Annotated in this window: 12 protein-coding genes; 2 read left to right on the top strand and 10 right to left on the bottom strand. The window is 34.6% G+C overall.

What is annotated here, in order from left to right; translation table 11 throughout:
* Window positions 1-8: 8 nt before the first annotated feature.
* The 7 genes from ACIDC4_RS18190 to ACIDC4_RS18220 form a co-directional block, all read right to left on the bottom strand.
* Window positions 9-2,273 (bottom strand): Gldg family protein, encoded by a 2,265-nt coding sequence (locus ACIDC4_RS18190; protein WP_412045456.1) that lies wholly within the window; start codon window positions 2,271-2,273, stop codon window positions 9-11.
* An 11-nt stretch (window positions 2,274-2,284) separates the two neighbouring features.
* On the bottom strand, window positions 2,285-3,232 hold the full coding sequence (locus ACIDC4_RS18195; protein ID WP_412045457.1) for an ABC transporter ATP-binding protein: 948 nt from the start codon (window positions 3,230-3,232) through the stop codon (window positions 2,285-2,287).
* Between the two features lie 64 nt (window positions 3,233-3,296).
* Window positions 3,297-4,667 carry a RagB/SusD family nutrient uptake outer membrane protein gene (locus ACIDC4_RS18200; RefSeq protein ID WP_412045458.1) on the bottom strand — a complete coding sequence of 457 codons (1,371 nt, stop codon included), beginning with the start codon at window positions 4,665-4,667 and terminating at the stop codon, window positions 3,297-3,299.
* Between the two features lie 12 nt (window positions 4,668-4,679).
* Window positions 4,680-8,006 (bottom strand): TonB-dependent receptor, encoded by a 3,327-nt coding sequence (locus tag ACIDC4_RS18205; RefSeq protein WP_412045459.1) that lies wholly within the window; start codon window positions 8,004-8,006, stop codon window positions 4,680-4,682.
* A 223-nt stretch (window positions 8,007-8,229) separates the two neighbouring features.
* Window positions 8,230-9,270: a FecR family protein gene (locus ACIDC4_RS18210; RefSeq protein ID WP_412045460.1), complete on the bottom strand. Its 1,041-nt coding sequence runs from the start codon at window positions 9,268-9,270 to the stop codon at window positions 8,230-8,232.
* 226 nt (window positions 9,271-9,496) lie between these two features.
* Window positions 9,497-10,084, bottom strand: a complete 588-nt coding sequence (locus tag ACIDC4_RS18215) for an RNA polymerase sigma factor (RefSeq protein WP_412045461.1) — start codon at window positions 10,082-10,084, stop codon at window positions 9,497-9,499.
* Between the two features lie 300 nt (window positions 10,085-10,384).
* Window positions 10,385-11,257, bottom strand: a complete 873-nt coding sequence (locus ACIDC4_RS18220; RefSeq protein WP_412045462.1) for a LysR substrate-binding domain-containing protein — start codon at window positions 11,255-11,257, stop codon at window positions 10,385-10,387.
* A 96-nt stretch (window positions 11,258-11,353) separates the two neighbouring features.
* On the opposite strand from ACIDC4_RS18220, the gene ACIDC4_RS18225 reads away from it, so the two are divergent.
* On the top strand, window positions 11,354-12,073 hold the full coding sequence (locus ACIDC4_RS18225) for an MBL fold metallo-hydrolase (RefSeq protein ID WP_412045463.1): 720 nt from the start codon (window positions 11,354-11,356) through the stop codon (window positions 12,071-12,073).
* A gap of 123 nt (window positions 12,074-12,196) precedes the next feature.
* On the opposite strand, the gene ACIDC4_RS18230 is transcribed toward ACIDC4_RS18225, so the two are convergent.
* The gene (locus ACIDC4_RS18230; protein ID WP_412045464.1) at window positions 12,197-13,885 is read right to left on the bottom strand and encodes a glycoside hydrolase family 28 protein; all 1,689 of its coding nucleotides are present in this window, start codon (window positions 13,883-13,885) and stop codon (window positions 12,197-12,199) included.
* 573 nt (window positions 13,886-14,458) lie between these two features.
* Between ACIDC4_RS18230 and ACIDC4_RS18235 the strand changes: the two genes are divergently transcribed.
* On the top strand, window positions 14,459-15,676 hold the full coding sequence (locus ACIDC4_RS18235) for a DUF4272 domain-containing protein (protein WP_412045465.1): 1,218 nt from the start codon (window positions 14,459-14,461) through the stop codon (window positions 15,674-15,676).
* Window positions 15,677-15,974: 298 nt separating this feature from the next.
* Here ACIDC4_RS18235 and ACIDC4_RS18240 read toward each other — a convergent pair whose 3' ends face one another.
* Together ACIDC4_RS18240 and ACIDC4_RS18245 are read right to left on the bottom strand one after the other, a co-directional pair.
* Window positions 15,975-17,309 (bottom strand): DUF4374 domain-containing protein, encoded by a 1,335-nt coding sequence (locus ACIDC4_RS18240; protein WP_412045466.1) that lies wholly within the window; start codon window positions 17,307-17,309, stop codon window positions 15,975-15,977.
* Window positions 17,310-17,343: 34 nt separating this feature from the next.
* On the bottom strand, window positions 17,344-19,746 hold the full coding sequence (locus ACIDC4_RS18245) for a TonB-dependent receptor (RefSeq protein WP_412045467.1): 2,403 nt from the start codon (window positions 19,744-19,746) through the stop codon (window positions 17,344-17,346).
* Between the last annotated feature and the right edge of the window lie 160 nt (window positions 19,747-19,906).

A 19,906-nucleotide genomic window follows, 5' to 3' on the forward strand; every position in this document is an offset into this window, starting at 1 on the left:
GATATTTTTTATCTTCTGTTTCTTCTAATTAGTATAAAAGCACCGCTCAATATGATCAATAAAGGAAAGAGCCCAATAAAGACAATTTTATTAATGAAAACCTGATTTGCATTGATGGTTATTTTCTTATCTGTATTTTCCGGACGAGTGGTGTCGATTGGAAATTCGTAATTGCTGAACCAGCTAAAAATATCAGTCATAAACTGAAATGTTCCTGAACCGTTTCGGCTTAATTCGGCATTGCCCATAAAATCAGCATCTCCGGTAACAATTATTTTTTGAGATTTTCCGTTAATATTTCTCGTTAATGCCACAACCAGAGGAATCGCCGTTATAGAAGGCTGTTTCTTCAACTCTTCCGAAACCGAAGTAATTCCCATTTGAGATTCCCATGCAGGCTGATTATTGGTTTTTAAAAGTGGCGTAACTTTAAATCCGGCATCTTTAGTGATTGTGATTCCGCTGCTTCCTAAAAGCGGAATTGGATAGTTATTTCGAGTTTTACTAAATTTTATAACAGGATCTGTATTTTTTTGAAGATCGGTTACTAAATAATCCGGAGAGTTGGTTTCACTTTCCTGAACCAGTGTTTGTTTGGTATAACTTAACCCTAATTTATCTGTTATAGCAGCTAAAGCCGAATTGGTCTCAGGTTCAGACAAAAGCATTACATTTTTTCCTTCGTCGATATACTTCGTAATACGGTCAATAGCGCCCTGACTCAATTGTGTTTTTGGATCGGCAATGATTAAAATACCGGTTTGTTCCGGAATATTCTGCGCATTTATATCTACGGATGAAACATCAAAACCTTGATTGATAAGTGAATATCTAAAAGTGATTTCGTTAAATCCTGTTTTATAATTTTTATCTCCGTTTTTGTCAATGCTGCGTTCCATGTTTCCGGTTGCAAAAACAATTTTTGGCGCAGGAACGACTAATCGTTTTAAAGAAGCAGAGATTTCTTTTTCGCCCGGCGCTTTAAACAAATCATCAAACATTCTTAAAAATGTTTTCTTTCCGTTGTATTCAATTGTTCTTACCACTCGGTTTTGTTCCGGTTTCAGGTCAATTACTTTTTTAATTTCTTCAGGAGAATATAATTTCTTTAGTTTTACGTTCTGAGTTTCGATCAGTTTCTCGGCAAGCTGTTTGTCATTTAATCCCGGGTTTTGTGCATATAATGCTTCATTGTTTGAAGTGTCGTAATAATAGACATATTCCATTTGCATTTGAGGCACAAAGCGGGTGTAGTTTTCAAAACTCGAAATGTCCTGATTTTGCGAATACGGCATAGCCATATAATAGTTAATATCTAATAAGTTTACATAAGTGGTAAGCTTGACAGGGCCTTCTATTTTATTGACAATGTCTAAGCTCGTTTTGGTTAATGTTCTGTCTTTATTGCGCGTCATATCTTCATAGAATGTCAGCGATGCTCTTGAAGTAACATAACCAAGTGCCAAAACAACAGTTATTAGCAAGGTATATTTTAGAACTCTTTGAGAAGCTGGCTGCGCATCTCTTCCGGTTTGTAATTTGTAAATACTTAAGCCAATAAAAAGACTGCTTACGAGTATAAAATACAATACATCTTTACTGATGATAAGACCTTCGAGCATTTCATTGGCACGACCGGCAATCGATAGAAAATAAGTGATGTCTTTTACATACTCGACATCCTGCCATAATTTTCCAATAAAATTTAATCCTGCTAAAACTACCAATGTGCTAATCGCAGCAACAACCTGATAAGAGGTTAAACAAGACATAAAAAGACCAATTGCGGCATAGGTACAAACCAGTAAATACAAACCAATAAGTCCCGAAATGGCAAATTTTAAATCTAAATTTTCGACAGAGAAATAAGAAATAACAACCTGCAGCCCCAATATACCAACAAATAAAAGACAATAAGCCGCAATGGCTAAATACTTGCCTAGTACAATTTCTTTAATTTTAATGGGCGAAGAAAGTAATAGTTTGATAGAACCACTGTTGATTTCACGGCTTATCAATCCCATTGTTAATAGCGGAACATATAGATATAAATAATTCTGCATTTCAGTATATAGTCCCATGAAACCTGAAAAAATAGCTTGCGACAAATTACCCATTCCGTCGCCCATTTTTTGTGATTTTTCAAAGCGTTCCAGAGAGTCAAAGAATTTCCAGTTGGACTGGATTGAAAATATGACTAAAACGACCCATGCTACCGGCGAATAAAACATCGTGTAGAGTTCTGTTTTAGCGATTCTGTATATTGTTTTCATTTGTTTGTTTTTTAAGAAAGAATAGCGTTTTTAGAAGGCGCTTTTTTAGATAATTGAGCAAAAATTTCGTCAAGAGATACTTTTTCAAATTGAATTTCTCTCAATTTCCAGTTGTTATAAACGCTAAGCGAAATAATTTTCTCCGCAACTTCTTGTGTTCCGGTAAAGGTGATCTGTACTTTTTTTGGAGACAGAAAAACAGCAGCTGTTATCTCAGGAATATCTGTTAATGCTTCAAGGGCCGGCGGATTTTCAAAACTTGCCGTTAGTTTGTCTGCTTCGATATGATTATTAAAAGCATCAAGCGTATCCGAAAAAACCATATGTCCGTTTTCGATCATTCTGATATCCTGACAGGTTGCCTGAACTTCAGATAGAATGTGAGAGGAGAAAATAACAGCTTTATCTTTGGATATTTTTTTGATTAATTTTCTAACTTCCAATATCTGGTTAGGGTCAAGTCCGTTCGTTGGTTCATCTAAAACGACCAATTTAGGTTCGTGAATAATGGCCTGAGCAATACCTACACGCTGTCTGTAACCTCCGGATAAGTTTCGGATTAATCGGTTGCTGAAATGTGCAATACCGCATTGTTCTTTGGCTTTCTCTAAAGCATATTTTAAATCTTCTTTTTTTACGTGTCTTAATTCTGCACAATGAATCAAATATTCATTTACCGTTAAATCCAAATGTAGCGGAGGGGTTTGTGGCAGGAAACCAATTAGTTTTTTGGCTTCGACAGGATTTTCTTTTAGATTAATTCCATCAATAAAAATGTTTCCTTTGGTTTGGTTTAAAACGCCGCAAAGAATATTCATTGTAGTTGATTTTCCGGCGCCATTAGATCCTAAAAGGCCTAAAATTCGATTTGTTTTAATTTCAAAACTAATATTTTGTATTGCCCAATCCTTACTATATTGATGTGACAAGTCCTCAACTCTTACAATTGTTGTTTCCATAGTGTTTTTTAAAAATCGCAAGAATGTTTTTTTTGAAGTAACATTCTTGCGCTTATTTTATTTATTAGTATCCAGAATTTTGGTTTAAGAAAGGATTAGATCGAATTGCCGGCTCCGGAATAGGATATAAGTTATCCGTAGATTTCCAGATTTTATCAGATAAAACAGAGAGTGTCTCATCTAGTTTTCCGGTTCTTTTAAGATCCAGCCAGCGATGTCCGTTCTCGGCAAAGAACTCGCGTTGTCTCTCAAGAGCAATTAAGTCTAACAATTGGTTTGGATTTGTTACCGTAGTATTGTCTAGTAAGGCTCTGTTTCGAATTGTATTAATATCCTGCTGAGCTCCGGTAATATCATTCGATTTTACTCTGGCTTCGGCACGTATTAAATAAAGTTCTGCTAATCGAAGCAGAGTAGAGCGCTCTGAAGGAGAGTCCCCAAAATCATTTTGATATTTATGAGGTGCAATCCCTAAAAATACGCCCAATCTGTCATTAATGTCAATGGTCCAGTTTGTTTTTCTGGCATCACCGGTTTCAAAAAGCGCATTGCCTTTTCTTAGTAATAAAGTACCAGCGGTTGTAAATACAGAAGATCCTTCATAAGTATAATCAACATTAAAATAAGGTATTTGAAGAATAGACTCTTTATTATCAGCAATAAAAGGACTGTTAGTATCTGTTAATCCTGTAATTAAACCAAAAGTACCAGTTTCATTAATTACAGCAGATGCGTGGTTTGAGGCTTCGTTCCATCTTTCTAAATAAAGATTTACTCTTGCCAATAAAGCTTCTGCCGCCCATTTTGTAGCTCTGATTCTTTCCTGATCATAATTTTTATAATCTGTAGGAAGATCTTTTGAAGCATCGGTTAAGTCCAGCAAAATTTGCGCATAAACATTTTCTTGCGAAGATTGCGGTAACAATGCAGATACATCTACATCTGTAGTAAGTACCAGCGGCACATTGCCCCAAAGATTGGTCAGGTAAAAATAAGAATACGCTCTTAGAAATTTAGCTTCGGCAATCCATTGTTTGCTTTTTACGGCATTAAGAGATGTGCTTTTAGTAAGCCCTTCGATTACGTTATTTGCGTTATAAATAGTTTTATATAATTCGCCCCAGTTAGCGTTTATAGTCCCGTCAGTCTCCGGAATTTCATTCGAACTGTAAATATTGGCAATACCTGTTCTTGGTACTAATTCATCGGCCGTTTCTCCTAAAACAGTATGTACTCTGTTATAAAAAAAATCGGCAACCATGCTTTGGTAAATTCCGTTTACAGCAGCCTCAGCTGTTGGCTCTGAAGCATAAACACTTTCTGATGATAGCTGATTGCTGGGAAGATCAACATCAAGAGCATTATCACAGCTTGTAATTCCTAATAAAAGAAAAAACGAAAATATAGAGGTATATTTTATAGAAATATTTTTCATGATTTTTTAGATTTAAAATGTAAACTGAGTTCCCAAAGTGATGGTACGTAATGGAGGCAAAGCCAATCCCTGCGTTTCAGGATCAAGACCTTTGTATTTAGTAAATGTTACTAAGTTTTGTCCCTGAACCGAAAGGCGAATACTCTGTAAATATTTCTTTGTTGCCTCATCTAAAGGAATCTGGTAAGAAGCGCTTACATTTTTAAGTTTGATATACGATGCGTCTACAATAGAAGCATTTGATCCTAAATAATTGAAAAAACTATTTTGAAAACCGGAACTTAAAACATTTCCTTGTGCGATATAATCATTGTACTCGTCTACCTGAAAATTCGCTGTTGAATAAGGATAACCCGGCTGAGCACCAGTAGAAGACAGTAAAGTAGTACCATCTTGTTTTACGAATTGAAACAAAAAGTCAAGTGTAAAAGCTCTATAACTTATTGTATTCGAGATTCCCCCGTAATATTGAGGGTAAGATGGTCCTGCGTATTTTCGGTCACCTCTGCCGGTGTCAGCATATCCGCTAGAGATTCTTCCGTCTCCGTTTAGATCTTCAAACTGAGCAATTCCATTGGCATTTACTCCGGTATAATTATACAAATACCTGCCGCCTAAAGGGTTTCCAACAACATATTGTGAATAATAGCTGGTGAATTCTATACCAGGAAATGATACTAACTTATTTGAATTGGTCGAAATATTAAACGACGTTGACCAGTTGAAGTTTTTAGTATGAATATTGGTTGTAGCAAGAGTAAATTCCCAACCTTGATTTTCAACTTTTGCAGGTAAGTTTGCCGTATAAGTTGTAAAACCTGCCTGCGCACTAAGTGTATAGTTTACCAATTGATTACTAGAAGTGTTTTTATAATAAGCAGCAGTAAAAGAGATACGGTCGTTTAGGAAACTTAAATCAAGAGCAGCTTCAAATTTCTTTGTTAATCCCCATTTGATGTTAGGATTTGCAATTCTGGCCGCTGCCATAGAAGCATTTCCGTCACCGTAATTACGAGTGTCAAAAGTTTCAGCATATTGATAATCTCCAATTTCGTCACTTCCTATTTCTCCATAACTCGAACGTAGTTTTCCAAAACTCAGCCAGCTAAGGCTGTTTAAGAATTTTTCCTGAGTAAATACCCATGCACCACCCACAGAACCAAAGTTTCCAAAACGATTATTAGCTCCAAAACGGGATGAACCATCTCTTCTAAAGTTAATGTTCAGAATGTATTTATTGTCAATATTATAGTTAAGTCTGCTAAAAAGAGAAATGTATTTATATTCTGCGCTTCCGTTATTAGCGGTTATGTTTTCTGCAGTTCCAAGATTTCCAATTAAATTGTCTGAACTATATCCGCTTGAACTCACATAAGATGGCATTTCTGATTTTCTGTTCTGCCATGAACCTCCTACAAGAGCGGTAAGATTTCCTTTCCATAATTCAGTTGTATAATTCAGCTGAGGCTCTACAGTAAAATTATTGGTATTGTTTGTCGAAACAGTATAAGACCTCTGAAAGTTCATATCCATGCCATTGGCTTCGGCATAAACATGATTACTTGCAGATGCCGGCATGAATTGTTTGGTCTGCATCTGAGCTCTTCCGTATCCAAGATCAGTTTTAAAAGAAAACCCTTTTGCAATCTCATACTGAAGACTTAAACTTGTAATTAAGTTCGTTCCTTTATCGTCTACTCTTTTCTCTAAAGCAGCAAGCGGATTAATATCGCTAAAATAATCCGGAGACCAGTAATAACTGCCATCTGCATTGTACAACGGACGGTTAGGAGCGGTGCCTACAGCATAAGTTGTGATATCAAAAAATGGCAGTTTATTGTTGTCTGTTGCAAAAATTACAGAAGCACCAACTTTTAATTTATTATTCAGTGTACTGTGATTGATATTAAAGTTGGTAGAAAATTTGTCATAGCTAAAATCTCCCGGTACAACAGTCGTTTCTTTATGGTAAGTACCACTTAAAAGAAAATTTGTAGTGTCATTACCGCCTCTTAATGACGCAGAATAATTATTGAAATTCGCTGTTCCGCCTATTAATTTTTTCTGCCAGTTCGTTTGTGCATTCGGGTCCCAGTCTGTAATAGCAATACCGTTGCTATCAACATCTGCAATATCACCATTATTGGTTAATGCCGTTTGCAGCATGTTTAAATACGCCGGCGTGCCTAATGTTTTTGCCATATGGGCTACTTCAGAAACTCCTGAATTGGTAGTTACAGTAAATTCTGTTTTTCCAGATTTTCCTTTTTTGGTCGTGATTAATACCACACCATTCGCTCCCCTTGAACCGTAAATTGCCGTAGCATCTGCATCTTTTAAGATCTCGATACTTTCTATATCATTTGGGTTGATGATATTAAGGGGGCTGGTCGATTTTTGAGCACCTCTAATAACGTTTTGATCCTGAACCTGTTCCTTAATGTCATCTCCAATATAAGGAACCCCATCAACAATATAAAGTGGTAAATTGTTTCCTGCAATAAAATTTCTTCCACGAATACTGATATTCATATCAGATCCTGCATAACCGGATGTCTGAGTTACAAATACCCCCGGAGTTCTTCCTTGCAGTGTTTGCAAAATATTGGTTACCGGTTGTTTTTCGATATCTTCTGCCGTAATTTTTACTACAGATCCTGTCGAAGTTCTTTTGGTTGTGGTACCATAACCAATCACTACGATCTCATCTAGTTTCGCTAAATCGGGTTGCATTTTGATCGTAACAGATACTTGGTTTTCAACCGTAATATCCTGTGTCTTATACCCTAAATAAGATATTCTAAGGGTGTGTTTTCCTGATGGAAGCTGAACATAAAATTGTCCGTCGAAATCAGAAACACCTTGTCTGTTTCCGCCTAAAAGCGAGATAGTGACACCAGGTAAAGGCTGACCATTTTCATCAAGGATTTTTCCTGACAGCATATAATCAGCATCATCTGAATTTTCTTTTTTAGAAGCACTTGTTTCTGTTTCGGCTTCAGTTTTAGACTTTTCTTTTTTATAAATGACTACATTTTTATCTACTTGTTTGTAGACCAAATTGCTGCCCTGAAGTACACTATTCAAAATATCGCTTACACTGCGGCGTCCTTTTGGTGTACTCACTTTAGGAAAATCTTTTATGATCTGTGGCTGGTAAGCAAATAGTAATCCTGTCTTATTTTCAATCGTTTTAAAAAGGGTTTTAATATCCTGATTATGAAGTTCAATATCAACAGATATCGCTTCCAGATTCTGACCGCTCATTTCGTTGGCAAAGACCATGTGCGTGCCGCAGGTCAGTAAGAAAATGTGGAATAAACTGATTCGCATGATCATAATGGTTTTTTTTGACAGGTTAAAAAAAGACGTAGATGTCTTTTCCCTGTCAAACATGGTTGTTTTACAGCGTAATTTCATAAATTTGCATGTTTTTTAATGGTTACTGGAATTAATTATTAAGAATCGCGGCCATCTGGTGTAGGAGCTAGATGGCTTTTTTATTTTGGTTTTAGCTAGTTTTTATATCGTTTTTTAAAAGGTTAATACTCAGTTATTGGTGCTATTCACAGCCTTTTCCTTCCAGGACAATGGCGTTATTTTGATTATAATGATATGTGGTTTCGATTACACTGCATACTACTTTTAGAACATGATCTAAATCTTCTTCGTTTAAGAAACTGGCAGTAATTCTGCATTTTTTAATATTTTCATTTTCTAATACAATCGAGACTTTATATTTTTGAGAAATTAGCGCAACAGCCTCTTCCATATTGATATCGTCCAGAATCAGGTAATTACTTTTCCATGCGATTGCAGTTTCGATTTTAATATTATTTTGCTCAAAGTCTAAAGTGTTTTTGTTCACTTTTATTTGTTGGTTAGGCGTGATGATACCGTAGGTTTTTTTAACATCTCCCACTTGTACCTTACCACGTTCAACCGTAATTTCGATATTGTCAGATGTGTCGTAAGCATTGATATTAAAGGCAGTTCCCAAAACTTTTGTACTTACTTTGCCTGTATGCACGATAAATGGTTTTTTCTCATTTCTCTTAATATCAAAATAAGCCTCTCCGGATAAAGTAACTTCTCTGGTTTCTTTGTCAAAATCATTTTGGTCATACGTGATACTGCTTTTATCGTTTAGGATAATCGTACTTCCGTCTGGTAAACGAATAAGCTGTTTTCCGTTAAATGCCAAAACCGAACTTTCTTTCTCTATATTTTCGTCTTTTGTTTTTATGGCATTGGGTACATTTTCATAAACAAAAGCAGTTCTTAAAGCAAATAAAATGGTGATCGCTGCGGCAATGGCAACCAGCGTTCTTCCAATTTTTCTATAAGATCTTTTATTCTCATGAATCGAAATAACCTTAGGAGCTGATGATTGAGAAAGAATAAAACTAAGGATATCATCACTTTTTTGTTTATCCAGAATTTCAACATTCTGATTTTCCTTCATCAGCGACTGAATCTTTTCTTTTATAAAATCATCGTGCGTGCCTGACTGGATAATCTCCATCAGCTTTTGTTGTTCTGCCTCAGATAAATTATTCTGCAGGTAGTTTTCGAATAATTCTTCAAATACTTTTTGTTGCATTTGCGTTTTGATTGTGAGTTAATAATCGTTTATAATAGTAAACCTGAGTGTTTTTTGTTTTTGTTTTAATGCAATGATCTTGTTAAAATAGGAGATAAACCTATGTCAAGTAATGATCTTTATTATAAAGACGATTGAAAAATAGGGAAGGAGTAGTCGAAAGTGAAAAAAATGTAAAAAAAATGTAAAATAATATAAAACAGCCTTTTTAGCTATAGCCGAAAGTTTACATTTTAAAAAATAAAAACAATGTCATGAACATATTCATATAAGGCGAAATTTTTGTGCGAACAAATTTCAGCGCCTGTGCCATATGTTTTTTTACTGTTTCTGTAGAGATGCCCAAATCCTCACCAATTTTCTGGTGACTTAAACCATCCCATTTTGCCATTTTGTAGATTTTTTGCTGTTGTGGCGGAAGCTGATCGACGATTTGATTTAAGATAACATTGTACTGATCGTCTTTTATAGCATCTTCGGTATCATTTGTCGATGTACTTTTGTAATTAGTATCGACAACTATAGACGTATCTCTGGCAATTTTCTTGATCATATCAAAAATATGATTGCGGGAAATAATAAAAAGATAGTTTTCGATACTGGTAATTTCAGCCAGATTTTCGTGATTTTGCCAGATTTTCAAAAAGACATCCTGAACAACTTCTTCGGCTAAGATTCTGGATTTTGTTATTTTTAAAGCAGTAGAAAAAACAACATTTTTGTATTCATTATACAGTTTTGTAAACGCCAGTTCATTCCCTTGCGATAACTCGTAAAGGAGCTTGCTTTGGTCGGAATTGGGATTTAAAGACATTTAGATAATAATTTGTTAACTTGGACAATATTATTACTTTTTTGAATATATGCACTATTACCACTAAAAATATTTAGTCGAAATGTTATTTTGTTAATTATTTACTACAAAATTTGTTTAATTTGTAAAAATACATCAGTCATTTTATAAATCAACGAAACGTACTATTTTGAGTACGAAATTCTTTTAAAGCTTCTGTTTTACAAGCTTTAAGAGCTTTGTTTTATAAAATATACGAAAATATGTAACTAATGGTTTTGGAGATAAAAATGATTTTGAATTCTTGTTGTAAAGAATTTTTTAAACCAGCGATTTCAAAATGGACAAAAACACCTTTACCGCTTTCTTTTCATAAACTTCTTTTATCGAAATAATCATAGCAGTTCTCGTCATATTTTTTCCTTCGATCGGAATACACGAAATTCCTTTTTCGTTTTTGATAGTGGCCTGAGTAAGAATGGTGTACCATTTGCCACTTTTTACAAGTTCTAATAAGGTTGGGATATCATTGATTTCGATAGCCACTTTTGGGTGCAGGTTATTTTTATTAAATGCTTCACTAATAAATTGTGTTGTGCTGTATCCTTTTGAAGGAAGAGCAAGAGAAAGTCTGCTTATTTCTTTTAATGAAATAGACTTTTTATTTTTTAAAGCAGATTCTGTCGAAGTTACCAAAGTCATCGGCGAGGTAAAAAGAGCTTGATATTTAAAATGATTCTCGGTAATGATTTCTTCGAAAGTCAGAATGACATCCAATTCAAAGTGATTTAGTTTTTCGATCAGTTCTTTCGAAGTTCCAAACACAATTTTAAATTCTATTTCAGGATACTGATTGGCAAATTCAATGACGGTTTGCGTCACTATATTGCGTAAAGCATAAGTAACACCAATCGCAATTTTTCCGGTGTTCAGGTTGTTTAAGTCTTTTAATAATGCAAACCCTTCATTGGCTTTGCTAATACTTTGCAAGGCAAAACCTGAGAATAATTCTCCAGCTTCGGTTAAGGTAATCCGCTTGCCAATTCGGTTAAAAAGCGAAATTTGCAATTCATCTTCCAGTTGTTTAATCTGTTGCGATAAAGTACTCTGGCTAATGTTTAAAGCATTTGCAGCCTCAGTAAAGTTGAGTAATTCTTTGGCTTTAAGGAAATATTTAAGTTGTCTGAGTTCCATTTTTTAAATCGGTTTTATCGATTGATGCTATCGAAAAATAACGTTTTACAAATATAGAAATTCTTTAGACCTTTGTAAAAATAATGAACGAGTAAAATGAAAATAATACCACTACAAGAAGGAAATTATGTTGTAAGCAGCGAGAAAGAATTTAAACTCATCAATGAATTCCCTTTAGATTCAGGACTTAAAATGGCCATTCAGCCTTTTTTGATCGTTACTCAAAATGATTATATACTTTTAGATTTAGGTTTAGGAATTAACAAAAACGGAAAACCTTTTATTCATCATTTACTGCAAACTCACAATATAGCACCGGAACAAATTACAAAAGTTCTGATTTCGCATTTTCATAAAGATCATATCGAGGGAATTGGTTTTTTTGAAGGAGAAAACTTTATTCAGAATTTTCCAAATGCAACCATTTATATGCAGGAAAGAGAACTTGATTTTGCTTTAGCGCAACAACATCCTTCTTATAATCTTGACATCCTCAATCTGTTTAAATCGTTTCCTAATGTTGAGTTTCTTAACGATGATAAGGGACAAATCACAAATGAAATTTTCTATGAAGTTTCAGGCGGACATTCGCCATTTCATCAGGTTTTCTGGATTAAGGAAAATAACGAGATCACCTTTTACGGAGCAGATGATTTGCCACAAGAAGCGTATCTAAAAATGCATGTTGCCTACAAAACAGATTATGATGGTAAACGTGCCATGGAATCTAGAAAAAAATGGGAACAGGAAGCTAGAGAACAACACTGGAAAGTTCTTTTGTATCATGATATGAAGAAGCCGGTTTTGGAGTTTTAGAGGATAGAACAAAGAGAAAAGAACAAAGAGAAAAGAACAAAGAAACTAGAATGAAGAGGATATAAAAAAGGGTTGAATCAGATATATTTTGATTCAACCCTTTTTTTATGAATTACTTTCAATTTAGAATTTTACGGCTCCTTTAGGAACAGTTTCTCCAACTGTAGTTTTATTGCTTAGGCTAAAATTAGGCGATGAAACAAACTCTATATTCTGGCTGTTTTCTCCGTTAACCGTAATCGCTTTAGGAGAAGTAGAATTGAATTCTACATTTTTAAGGGACATATTTTTAGTATTGTAAATTTCAAAAACAGTCGTTTCTTCGATGTCTAGTTTCGCATTGCTTATTTTAATTCCGTTTGCATCGATGATAGAAAAGCCTTTTTTGGCATTTCCTGTCAGATTAGAAATTTCGATATTCTCCAGATTCATTTCAGGTAAACCTTGTAAAAATACAGCTTGTTGGGCTCCTTTTATCGTTACATTTTTGATAGAAATATTCTTGAATTGCGGCGTTTCTTCATTCACCGGCATTGCTTTAGAACTTAATGTATTACCGCCTTCGGCAAGCGTTTCTTCGATCGATTTTCCTCCGTAATATAAATTGAATGAAATTGCCTGAGAAGGAATATCAGTCATGAAAATATCCGAGATAAAAATGTTTTCGACTACACCGCCACGTCCGCGATTACTTTTAAAACGTAATCCAACATCAGTTCCCATAAAAGTACAATTAGATACGTGCATGTTTTTTACACCGCTTGACATTTCACTTCCAACCGTTACGCCACCGTGTCCGTGATACACAATATTATTTTTTATGATAATGTTTTCGCAGGGAACACCGCGATCACGTCCGTCTTTATCTTTTCCTGATTTAATACAAATAGCATCATCACCCACATCAAAACTAGAGTTTTCGATGATTACATTTTTGCAGGATTCTACATCAAGACCATCTCCGTTTTGAGAATACCACGGATTACGAACCGTTACATTACGTACAATTAAATCTTCGACCATCAAAGGGTGAATATTCCAGGCTGGTGAATTTTGAAATACCGGACCATCAAACAATACTCTTTTACTGTTTTGAATGCTGACCATTACCGGACGTAAGAAATCATGAATGGTTTCGAACTCTTCTTTGGTTTTTAAATCCAGACGTACGTTTTGATCGGCACCTTTAGAAGCATTCATAAAAGTTTCTGACGGATACCAGCTTGTTTTCTCTTTGTTTAAAACTCCGCCCGAAGCAATCACTTTTTTCCATTGACTATCCGTTAGTTTGTTCTTTTTTACTTGTCTCCAAACTTCTCCGGATCCGTCCCAGACACCATTACCGGTAAAAGCAATGTTTTCAAGGTTTTTACCATAAATAGGAGAGATACATCTCCAGGTATTCAATCCTTCAAAGCTGGTTTCTATAAGGGGATATAAACTTTTATCTTGCGAAAAAATAATTAATGCACCAGTTTCTGCATGAAGTTCAAGATTGCTTTTTAATAAAATTGGACCTGTAAGCCAGATTCCTGGAGGGATGATCACTTTTCCACCGCCTTTTTTTGAAACCGCGTTTATTGCATCGGCGAAAGCCTTTGTATTTAAAACATACCCGCCATTTACAGCACCAAAATCTTTAAGGTTTACGCTGTTTTTTGGAATTACAGGTTCTTTGACTTTAGCCATTTTAAATTCAATATTCTTATAAGTATCATAAGACTTTGAATTTTGAGCAATACTGTTTTGCACACAACTTGTTATTATAACTGCCAGAGCAATACGTAAAAAGTTAATTGGGTTAGTTTTCATTCTAATTGTATTATGGTTAAAAATTTCAGTCTTAATAGAGAGACTTTTTTGCTAAATGTATTTATTGATCCTTGTTTTTTTGCTGATTCAGAAAAAAAGAACTTCGATCGATAAATATATGTAAATGTAATCGATTACACAAATCTATAAAAAAATATTTAGAAAAGAGATTAAAATTGATCGTAGCCACAAAATAAAAGAGATTCGTTAAGAAAGTCTCATTCATCGGTTTATTTTAAAGGTATCAGGAAAGTACGGGATACATTTTTAGAATTTAAGATTTATTCTATTTTTTAATTTTAGAGATAAAGAAGTAAATTTCGGCGAAAGCCAATTAAAAATATTTCACGCAAATTTTTACAGATTTCAGCAGATTAAAATTTGATATTTTTTTTGAAAATAAATCTGCATTATCTGCTTAAATCCATATTAAATCTGCGTGAAACATTTTTTTGTACCGCAATAAATTTCATCCTGATTACGTTTGCATTTTGTAGTAAAATAAACCTATATTAGCCTAAATATACCAATTTTATACGCCTGAATATTTAATCACAAATAGAAAATAAAAGCATGATTTGTACTATTTACTCACACCAATCCGGGTTTGATAATATTAAAGAAATAATCGTTTCTCATTTTCCGGAAGGAAATGTTTTAATTGATAAAGAGGAGGAATCTGATATCATAGAATTGGAAATTAAAGAAGGAAATTCTTCTCAAAAAATAAAAATCTTATATCGCGAAAGAGCCGAGCCTTCTTATCAAATTCCTGAAATTGATGATTCTGCGCTAACAGCGAACTTAAAAGGACTTTATGGTTTTGTATATGGATTGCCAACTGCAAACGAAAAAGTAAAAGAGTTGTTTTTGCGCAAAATAGAAACTTTAAATTCTGAATTTACCATTATTCAGGAAGAGGGAGAATTAGCCAATTTGAAAACCATAATAGCCAATATCGCCAACGAACTTGAAGCGATTTTGTTTGTTGAGCCTGATGCTGTTATTAGTAAATCGAGCGGACAACATTTTCTGGATAAAAATTTAGATTTGATTATTGATACCGAAGGAAATTGCGAAATTGATGCATTAGATGTCAAAATCAACTCGGTTTATTTTGATGCAGATCAGAATGAGTTGACAGAAGATCAGCTGCAAAGAAAAGAGAATAACGAAAAAATTCTGGAAGAATATGATATCAAAATCAACAGGAATTTACCTTGTATTGAATCTGAAGCAGAAACTACTTTAAGAACTCCAAAAGAAATTGCGCAGAGAGTGAGTGCTTTGGCTGTCGTCAATTTAGTGGCGTTTAGTAGTATTTCTCCCGAAGAAGCGACAGAATATCTTCAAAATTATAATCTTTGGGATTTTACGACCGAGAATGAGAAAGAATTTCTGGGCAACCCAACCGATGATAAAAAAGCAAACGAAAGCTGGAAATGTGAAGGAATATGGGTTTTGATGTGGGCTTTGAATAAAATAGAAACACTGGATTTTCCGGATGAATTTTGTGATCTGGAAAACATTGATCCTGATAATTACCCTGTGGGTCAGGACAAAGACCCCAATATTTTTATTGATTCGATTGTTGAAATACGATCTAAAAGTGAAATTTTGGATGCCAATGATTTGTATTACAGATTCAATTGGGCTTGCGTTGATGAGAGAATCAATGGCAGGGAAATCGAAGGGATTAATCCGGGTATTGTTTATGAAAGACAATATGCCTTAAACTGGCTGATTAATTATATGGAGCAGGATTGGGATTCTATTACTTGTGATACTTAATTTGTAAAGGTTGCTTTTCTTTGAGCATAATTTTACCGCAAAGAACGCAAAGTTTATAAATCTGTGGGGTTTATAAAAAAGACAAAGTTCGCAAAGCTGTATCAATAGAAAGCTTTGCGAACTTTTTGTTTATCAGCATAATATAAAGTAAAACATTTGCGTTCTTTGCGGTTAATTTATCCCTCAAGAATCAACATAAAGCAAACATTCCGCTCCAAAATCTGAAGCGGAATGTTCTAATTAAAAAAAAAACTCAAGTAATAGCATTGTTGCAATTGCATTTCTGCTATTGTTATTTTTAGAATACACCAATATAATGGTTTCCTGCTTTGTTTACCAATTTAGCTCCTTTTGTTACAGCACCTGTTACAGCATCAATGATATAAATGTTTCCATCTTTACCAACTGGTGTTACAGCTACATATAAATCATTACCATCAACTACAAAACCTTGATATTGACCAAAATCTAAATCAGTATCGTAAGCAATTCCTTCTACTTTTTTAGCTGTTTTTGCGTTAAGATCGATTCTTGCTACAAAACCTTGATTGTTAGCACCATCGTGAGTGTAAACTGCAAAAGCAATTCCGTTTCCTACGTATCTCCATGCATCAATGTATGATCCTTTTACTCCAAGAGCAGTATCTAAACTAAATACATAAGAGTTGTCATATTCGTTGCTTTGGTTGATTTTTAAGATATAAGAACCGTTTTTTGTATCTCTTTGAGTAGCTTGGTAAATATTACCATCGTTAGCCACAAAACTATTAAAGCTACGGTATCCGCTTGTATCTCCAAAACCAACTGTAGAAGTAATAATTTTAGGGTTTAATAATGACGGATAATCCACCACAAGTGATTTAGAACCTAAACGCTCAAATTCAGTTTCGTTTGCTCCGGTAGCAGTATTTGTTTTACGCATCCATGTTCCGATGATTAATTTGTTTCCGGCTTTGTTTAGAGTTGGCGCATCTAAACGGAAAATATGATGTCCTAAAGCTTCTTCTTCAGGAGTTAACGGAATCTCGTATTGTTTTGCAGCAGAAATCAGGATATTTTTTAAATCTAAACTTAACACAGTGGCAGAACCTCTTGTATGTTTATATGATTTATCTTCATTAGTTACAATTACCGGCGCAGTTACGTTTACTGCTACACCTGTTTTATCTCCGTCAAAAAGTTTAGTCCATCTTGGAGAAGTTCCCGCATATTGTGAGATGTTTACTGTAGATCCTGATTGTGTAAAATTATTACCGCCATTTACTTTATACGTCATAAACTCACCACCGTTTGCACCTGTATACGTAATATTAAAAAGCGTGTTTCCGTCTACAGATGATTGTAAACGAGCTGTTCTGGTTGATTGTACAGGTGTTCCGTTGTCGTAAACGTTGATAGAAATATTAGGGTTTTTAGCATCTTCTTTACTAACAGAAAAAACTTTTGTACCACCGTTTCCGTCTCCGGGAGCAGTTTGCATTAAGGCTCCTGCAACTGTTATCCAGCGGCTCTCTGTTTCTGGCAATGTTGGTGTTATCGGGTCTTCATTATCATTACTGCTGCAGCTTGTCGTTAAGGCAAATGTGGTAAAAACCAAACCAAATGCCATTAATTTAAATGTACTTTTTTTCATATTCATGGTATTTAAAAAAATTAATTATATAGATTTAAAACTTATTCAGTATGTAATTGAATTTCAGATAAAATGCTACTCCCGGTTTTTGAACCCCAAAATTGTCGTAAACCTGTTCGTTGGTGATATTCTTGGCATCAAAACTCACAATGTATTTTTTGTTAGGAAAAGTATAACTCAAACCTAAATCATGCGGAAACTGAGAGGGCACTTTATCTATTTGAGTTTCCTGCCAGGTGGTGAAAAATTCGCCCACATAAGTAAAATTGTAATACAAATTCAACTCCGAATTAGACTGCAATACATCTTTAAAATTATATTGAGCATTTCCGTTAATAATAAAATAAGGCTCATTAGGATATTGCTTGTTATAGTAATCCAGTATTTGTCCGTTTTTATCGTATTTATCTTTAAAGAGCGAATTGAACTTAGACATATTCATTCCTATAAATAATCTTTTATTATATGAATATTCTAATGAAGCTTCATAACCTAAAGATTGTGCTGTACCTAAGTTTACTGAAGGTGAGGTCTGCAAAGCTTCATTTAAACGATTACTAAACTCACGAACGATTTTGTCTTTAGAATTTCTCCAGAATCCCGAGCCGCCAAAACTAAATTTATGCTGATTAATGAGGTAAGGTCCAAAACGTAATCCTACATTCAGATTGTCGCTTTCTTCAGGTTTTAATGCGCTGTTACTGGTTTGATTTTCGCCCGGATTACCAAAAATTTCATTTTCAGAAGGAAGTCTGATCGCTTTTTCTGCCGATAAAGAAAACATCAATTTTGGTAAAACAAAATAAGACCCTGCGAAACCGTAACCGTAAAAAGTAGTATTATTGTTTTCTAATTTTTCAACTATTGCAGACTGTCCGCCTGTTGTAATGATCTGCGGGGTTCTTTGTTCTGTTTTCTGGTTATAACGTTTCCCAAACAAATTGGTTCTTAGGCGGGAATCAAACGCCTGAAGTTCGTAGGCAAAAGACAAAACGCTTTTTTGAAGATCTCGTTTTTGCTGAAAATTTCTTTCCATTTCAGATTTCAATTCATCATAATCATCTCTGGAAAAGTCATAAAGCATCGTGCTAAAAACAAATTTGTGATTATCATTTAAGGTATAATTCAATCCGCCTCTGGTACTGAATATTTTGTTATTGATGTGCAAAATTGTAGCAGCACCTTGTTGCGCACCCGTTGGCGATAAAAAATGCTGACCATCAATGCCAATTGCTTTTTCGTTAAACCAATTGTAATTCCATTTAACTGTATCGTTCAAAACTTCTCCTCGTTGGCTAAAAACAGAGTTGACGGTGAATTCAAGTCCTTTTACAATAAAATCTTTTTTAGCATAATTAATGCTGATTACCTGTGCATCAGCTTCAGTAAACCGGCCTTTGTAGGGTTTAGACATCGCTTGCCCGTGCTGAATTTCGTTATAATCGTCAGAAGCATTAATACCAATTAAGAAAGTATCTGCCCATTTTACATCTGTAAATCCGGCTTCAAAACGTCCGCCATAAGAACGGTACGCATCATTAAAACGTTTGGCTTTTATTTGCGTCATTACTCCGTTAGGAGCAATATTATAGGCGAATTTACCCCAAATTTCATAATCGTTATCCGAGTAATTATAGAAACCGGAACCTTTTAAGGTAAAACCAGATTTATCGCGGTAAGTGGTATTAAAGTTGGATTGAGTGGTATTAAACGAACCGTAAGATATCGAAGCATTCAGGGTATTTTTAGCCCCTTTTTTCAAAATTACATTTATGGCTCCTCCTAAAGCATCATCTGCCAAATGTGCCGGAATTACTCCTTTGTACACTTCGATTCGCTCAATTAATGCAGGCGGAATACTGTTTAAACTGAATGAAGAACCGTAAGTCGAAATAGGAATTCCGTCTATAAATATTCGAATGGCGTTACCCGACATTCCGTTCAAATTATAATTGATGCTCGATCCCAAACCTCCGTTTTGTCTGATGCGAACCCCAGCCGATTGCCCTAAAAGATCATTGGTCTGAATATTACGTTTTGCAGCTTCCTGAGTGTCGATAACATTTACAGAGAAACCTTTCTCCATAATTTCTTTCTTTACCGTAGTTTTCTGAATCACAACTTCTTTCAAAGCTTTAGGATCATTTTTTTCTAAAGCAATGCTAATATGATGAGAAGGCTGATGTACGTGAATGGTATGCGTTTTAGTTTTGCCCTCAGGCGAAGAAATTTCTAAAGTATAATTTCCGTAAGCAACTGCTTTGATTTCGAAGTTTCCGTTATGATCTGCAACAGCAAAATTCTGTGTTCCTAAAACTAATACTGTAGCACCCAAAGCCGGTTCGTTGTGAGAAAAGTGAACCTTTCCGTTAATATTTCCCTTTTGAGACCAAACTGAAAAATGAACAAACAAAAACACAACTGCTAAAAATTTCATAATTTATTTACTTACCAATAGGAGCGCAAACTTATGTTATTGTTTATATTTAATCTAAATAAACGAATTAGAAGATCATTAGAATTACATTAGAAATTCTAATGTTGGAGAAAATGTTGCAAATTATAAGGATTTTGAATAAGTTCCAGTTTGAGTTTAC

Origin of the sequence: Flavobacterium sp. C3NV (assembly GCF_046825355.2) — a bacterium.
Lineage (GTDB): Bacteria > Bacteroidota > Bacteroidia > Flavobacteriales > Flavobacteriaceae > Flavobacterium.

Coding starts and splice junctions, on each gene's coding strand:
- ACIDC4_RS18190 (WP_412045456.1), bottom strand. CDS start 2,273: ATGAAAACAATATACAGAATCGCTAAAACAGAACTCTACACGATGTTT.
- ACIDC4_RS18215 (WP_412045461.1), bottom strand. CDS start 10,084: ATGTCTTTAAATCCCAATTCCGACCAAAGCAAGCTCCTTTACGAGTTA.
- ACIDC4_RS18230 (WP_412045464.1), bottom strand. CDS start 13,885: ATGAAAACTAACCCAATTAACTTTTTACGTATTGCTCTGGCAGTTATA.
- ACIDC4_RS18225 (WP_412045463.1), top strand. CDS start 11,354: ATGAAAATAATACCACTACAAGAAGGAAATTATGTTGTAAGCAGCGAG.
- ACIDC4_RS18195 (WP_412045457.1), bottom strand. CDS start 3,232: ATGGAAACAACAATTGTAAGAGTTGAGGACTTGTCACATCAATATAGT.
- ACIDC4_RS18235 (WP_412045465.1), top strand. CDS start 14,459: ATGATTTGTACTATTTACTCACACCAATCCGGGTTTGATAATATTAAA.
- ACIDC4_RS18200 (WP_412045458.1), bottom strand. CDS start 4,667: ATGAAAAATATTTCTATAAAATATACCTCTATATTTTCGTTTTTTCTT.
- ACIDC4_RS18240 (WP_412045466.1), bottom strand. CDS start 17,309: ATGAAAAAAAGTACATTTAAATTAATGGCATTTGGTTTGGTTTTTACC.
- ACIDC4_RS18210 (WP_412045460.1), bottom strand. CDS start 9,270: ATGCAACAAAAAGTATTTGAAGAATTATTCGAAAACTACCTGCAGAAT.
- ACIDC4_RS18220 (WP_412045462.1), bottom strand. CDS start 11,257: ATGGAACTCAGACAACTTAAATATTTCCTTAAAGCCAAAGAATTACTC.
- ACIDC4_RS18245 (WP_412045467.1), bottom strand. CDS start 19,746: ATGAAATTTTTAGCAGTTGTGTTTTTGTTTGTTCATTTTTCAGTTTGG.
- ACIDC4_RS18205 (WP_412045459.1), bottom strand. CDS start 8,006: ATGATCATGCGAATCAGTTTATTCCACATTTTCTTACTGACCTGCGGC.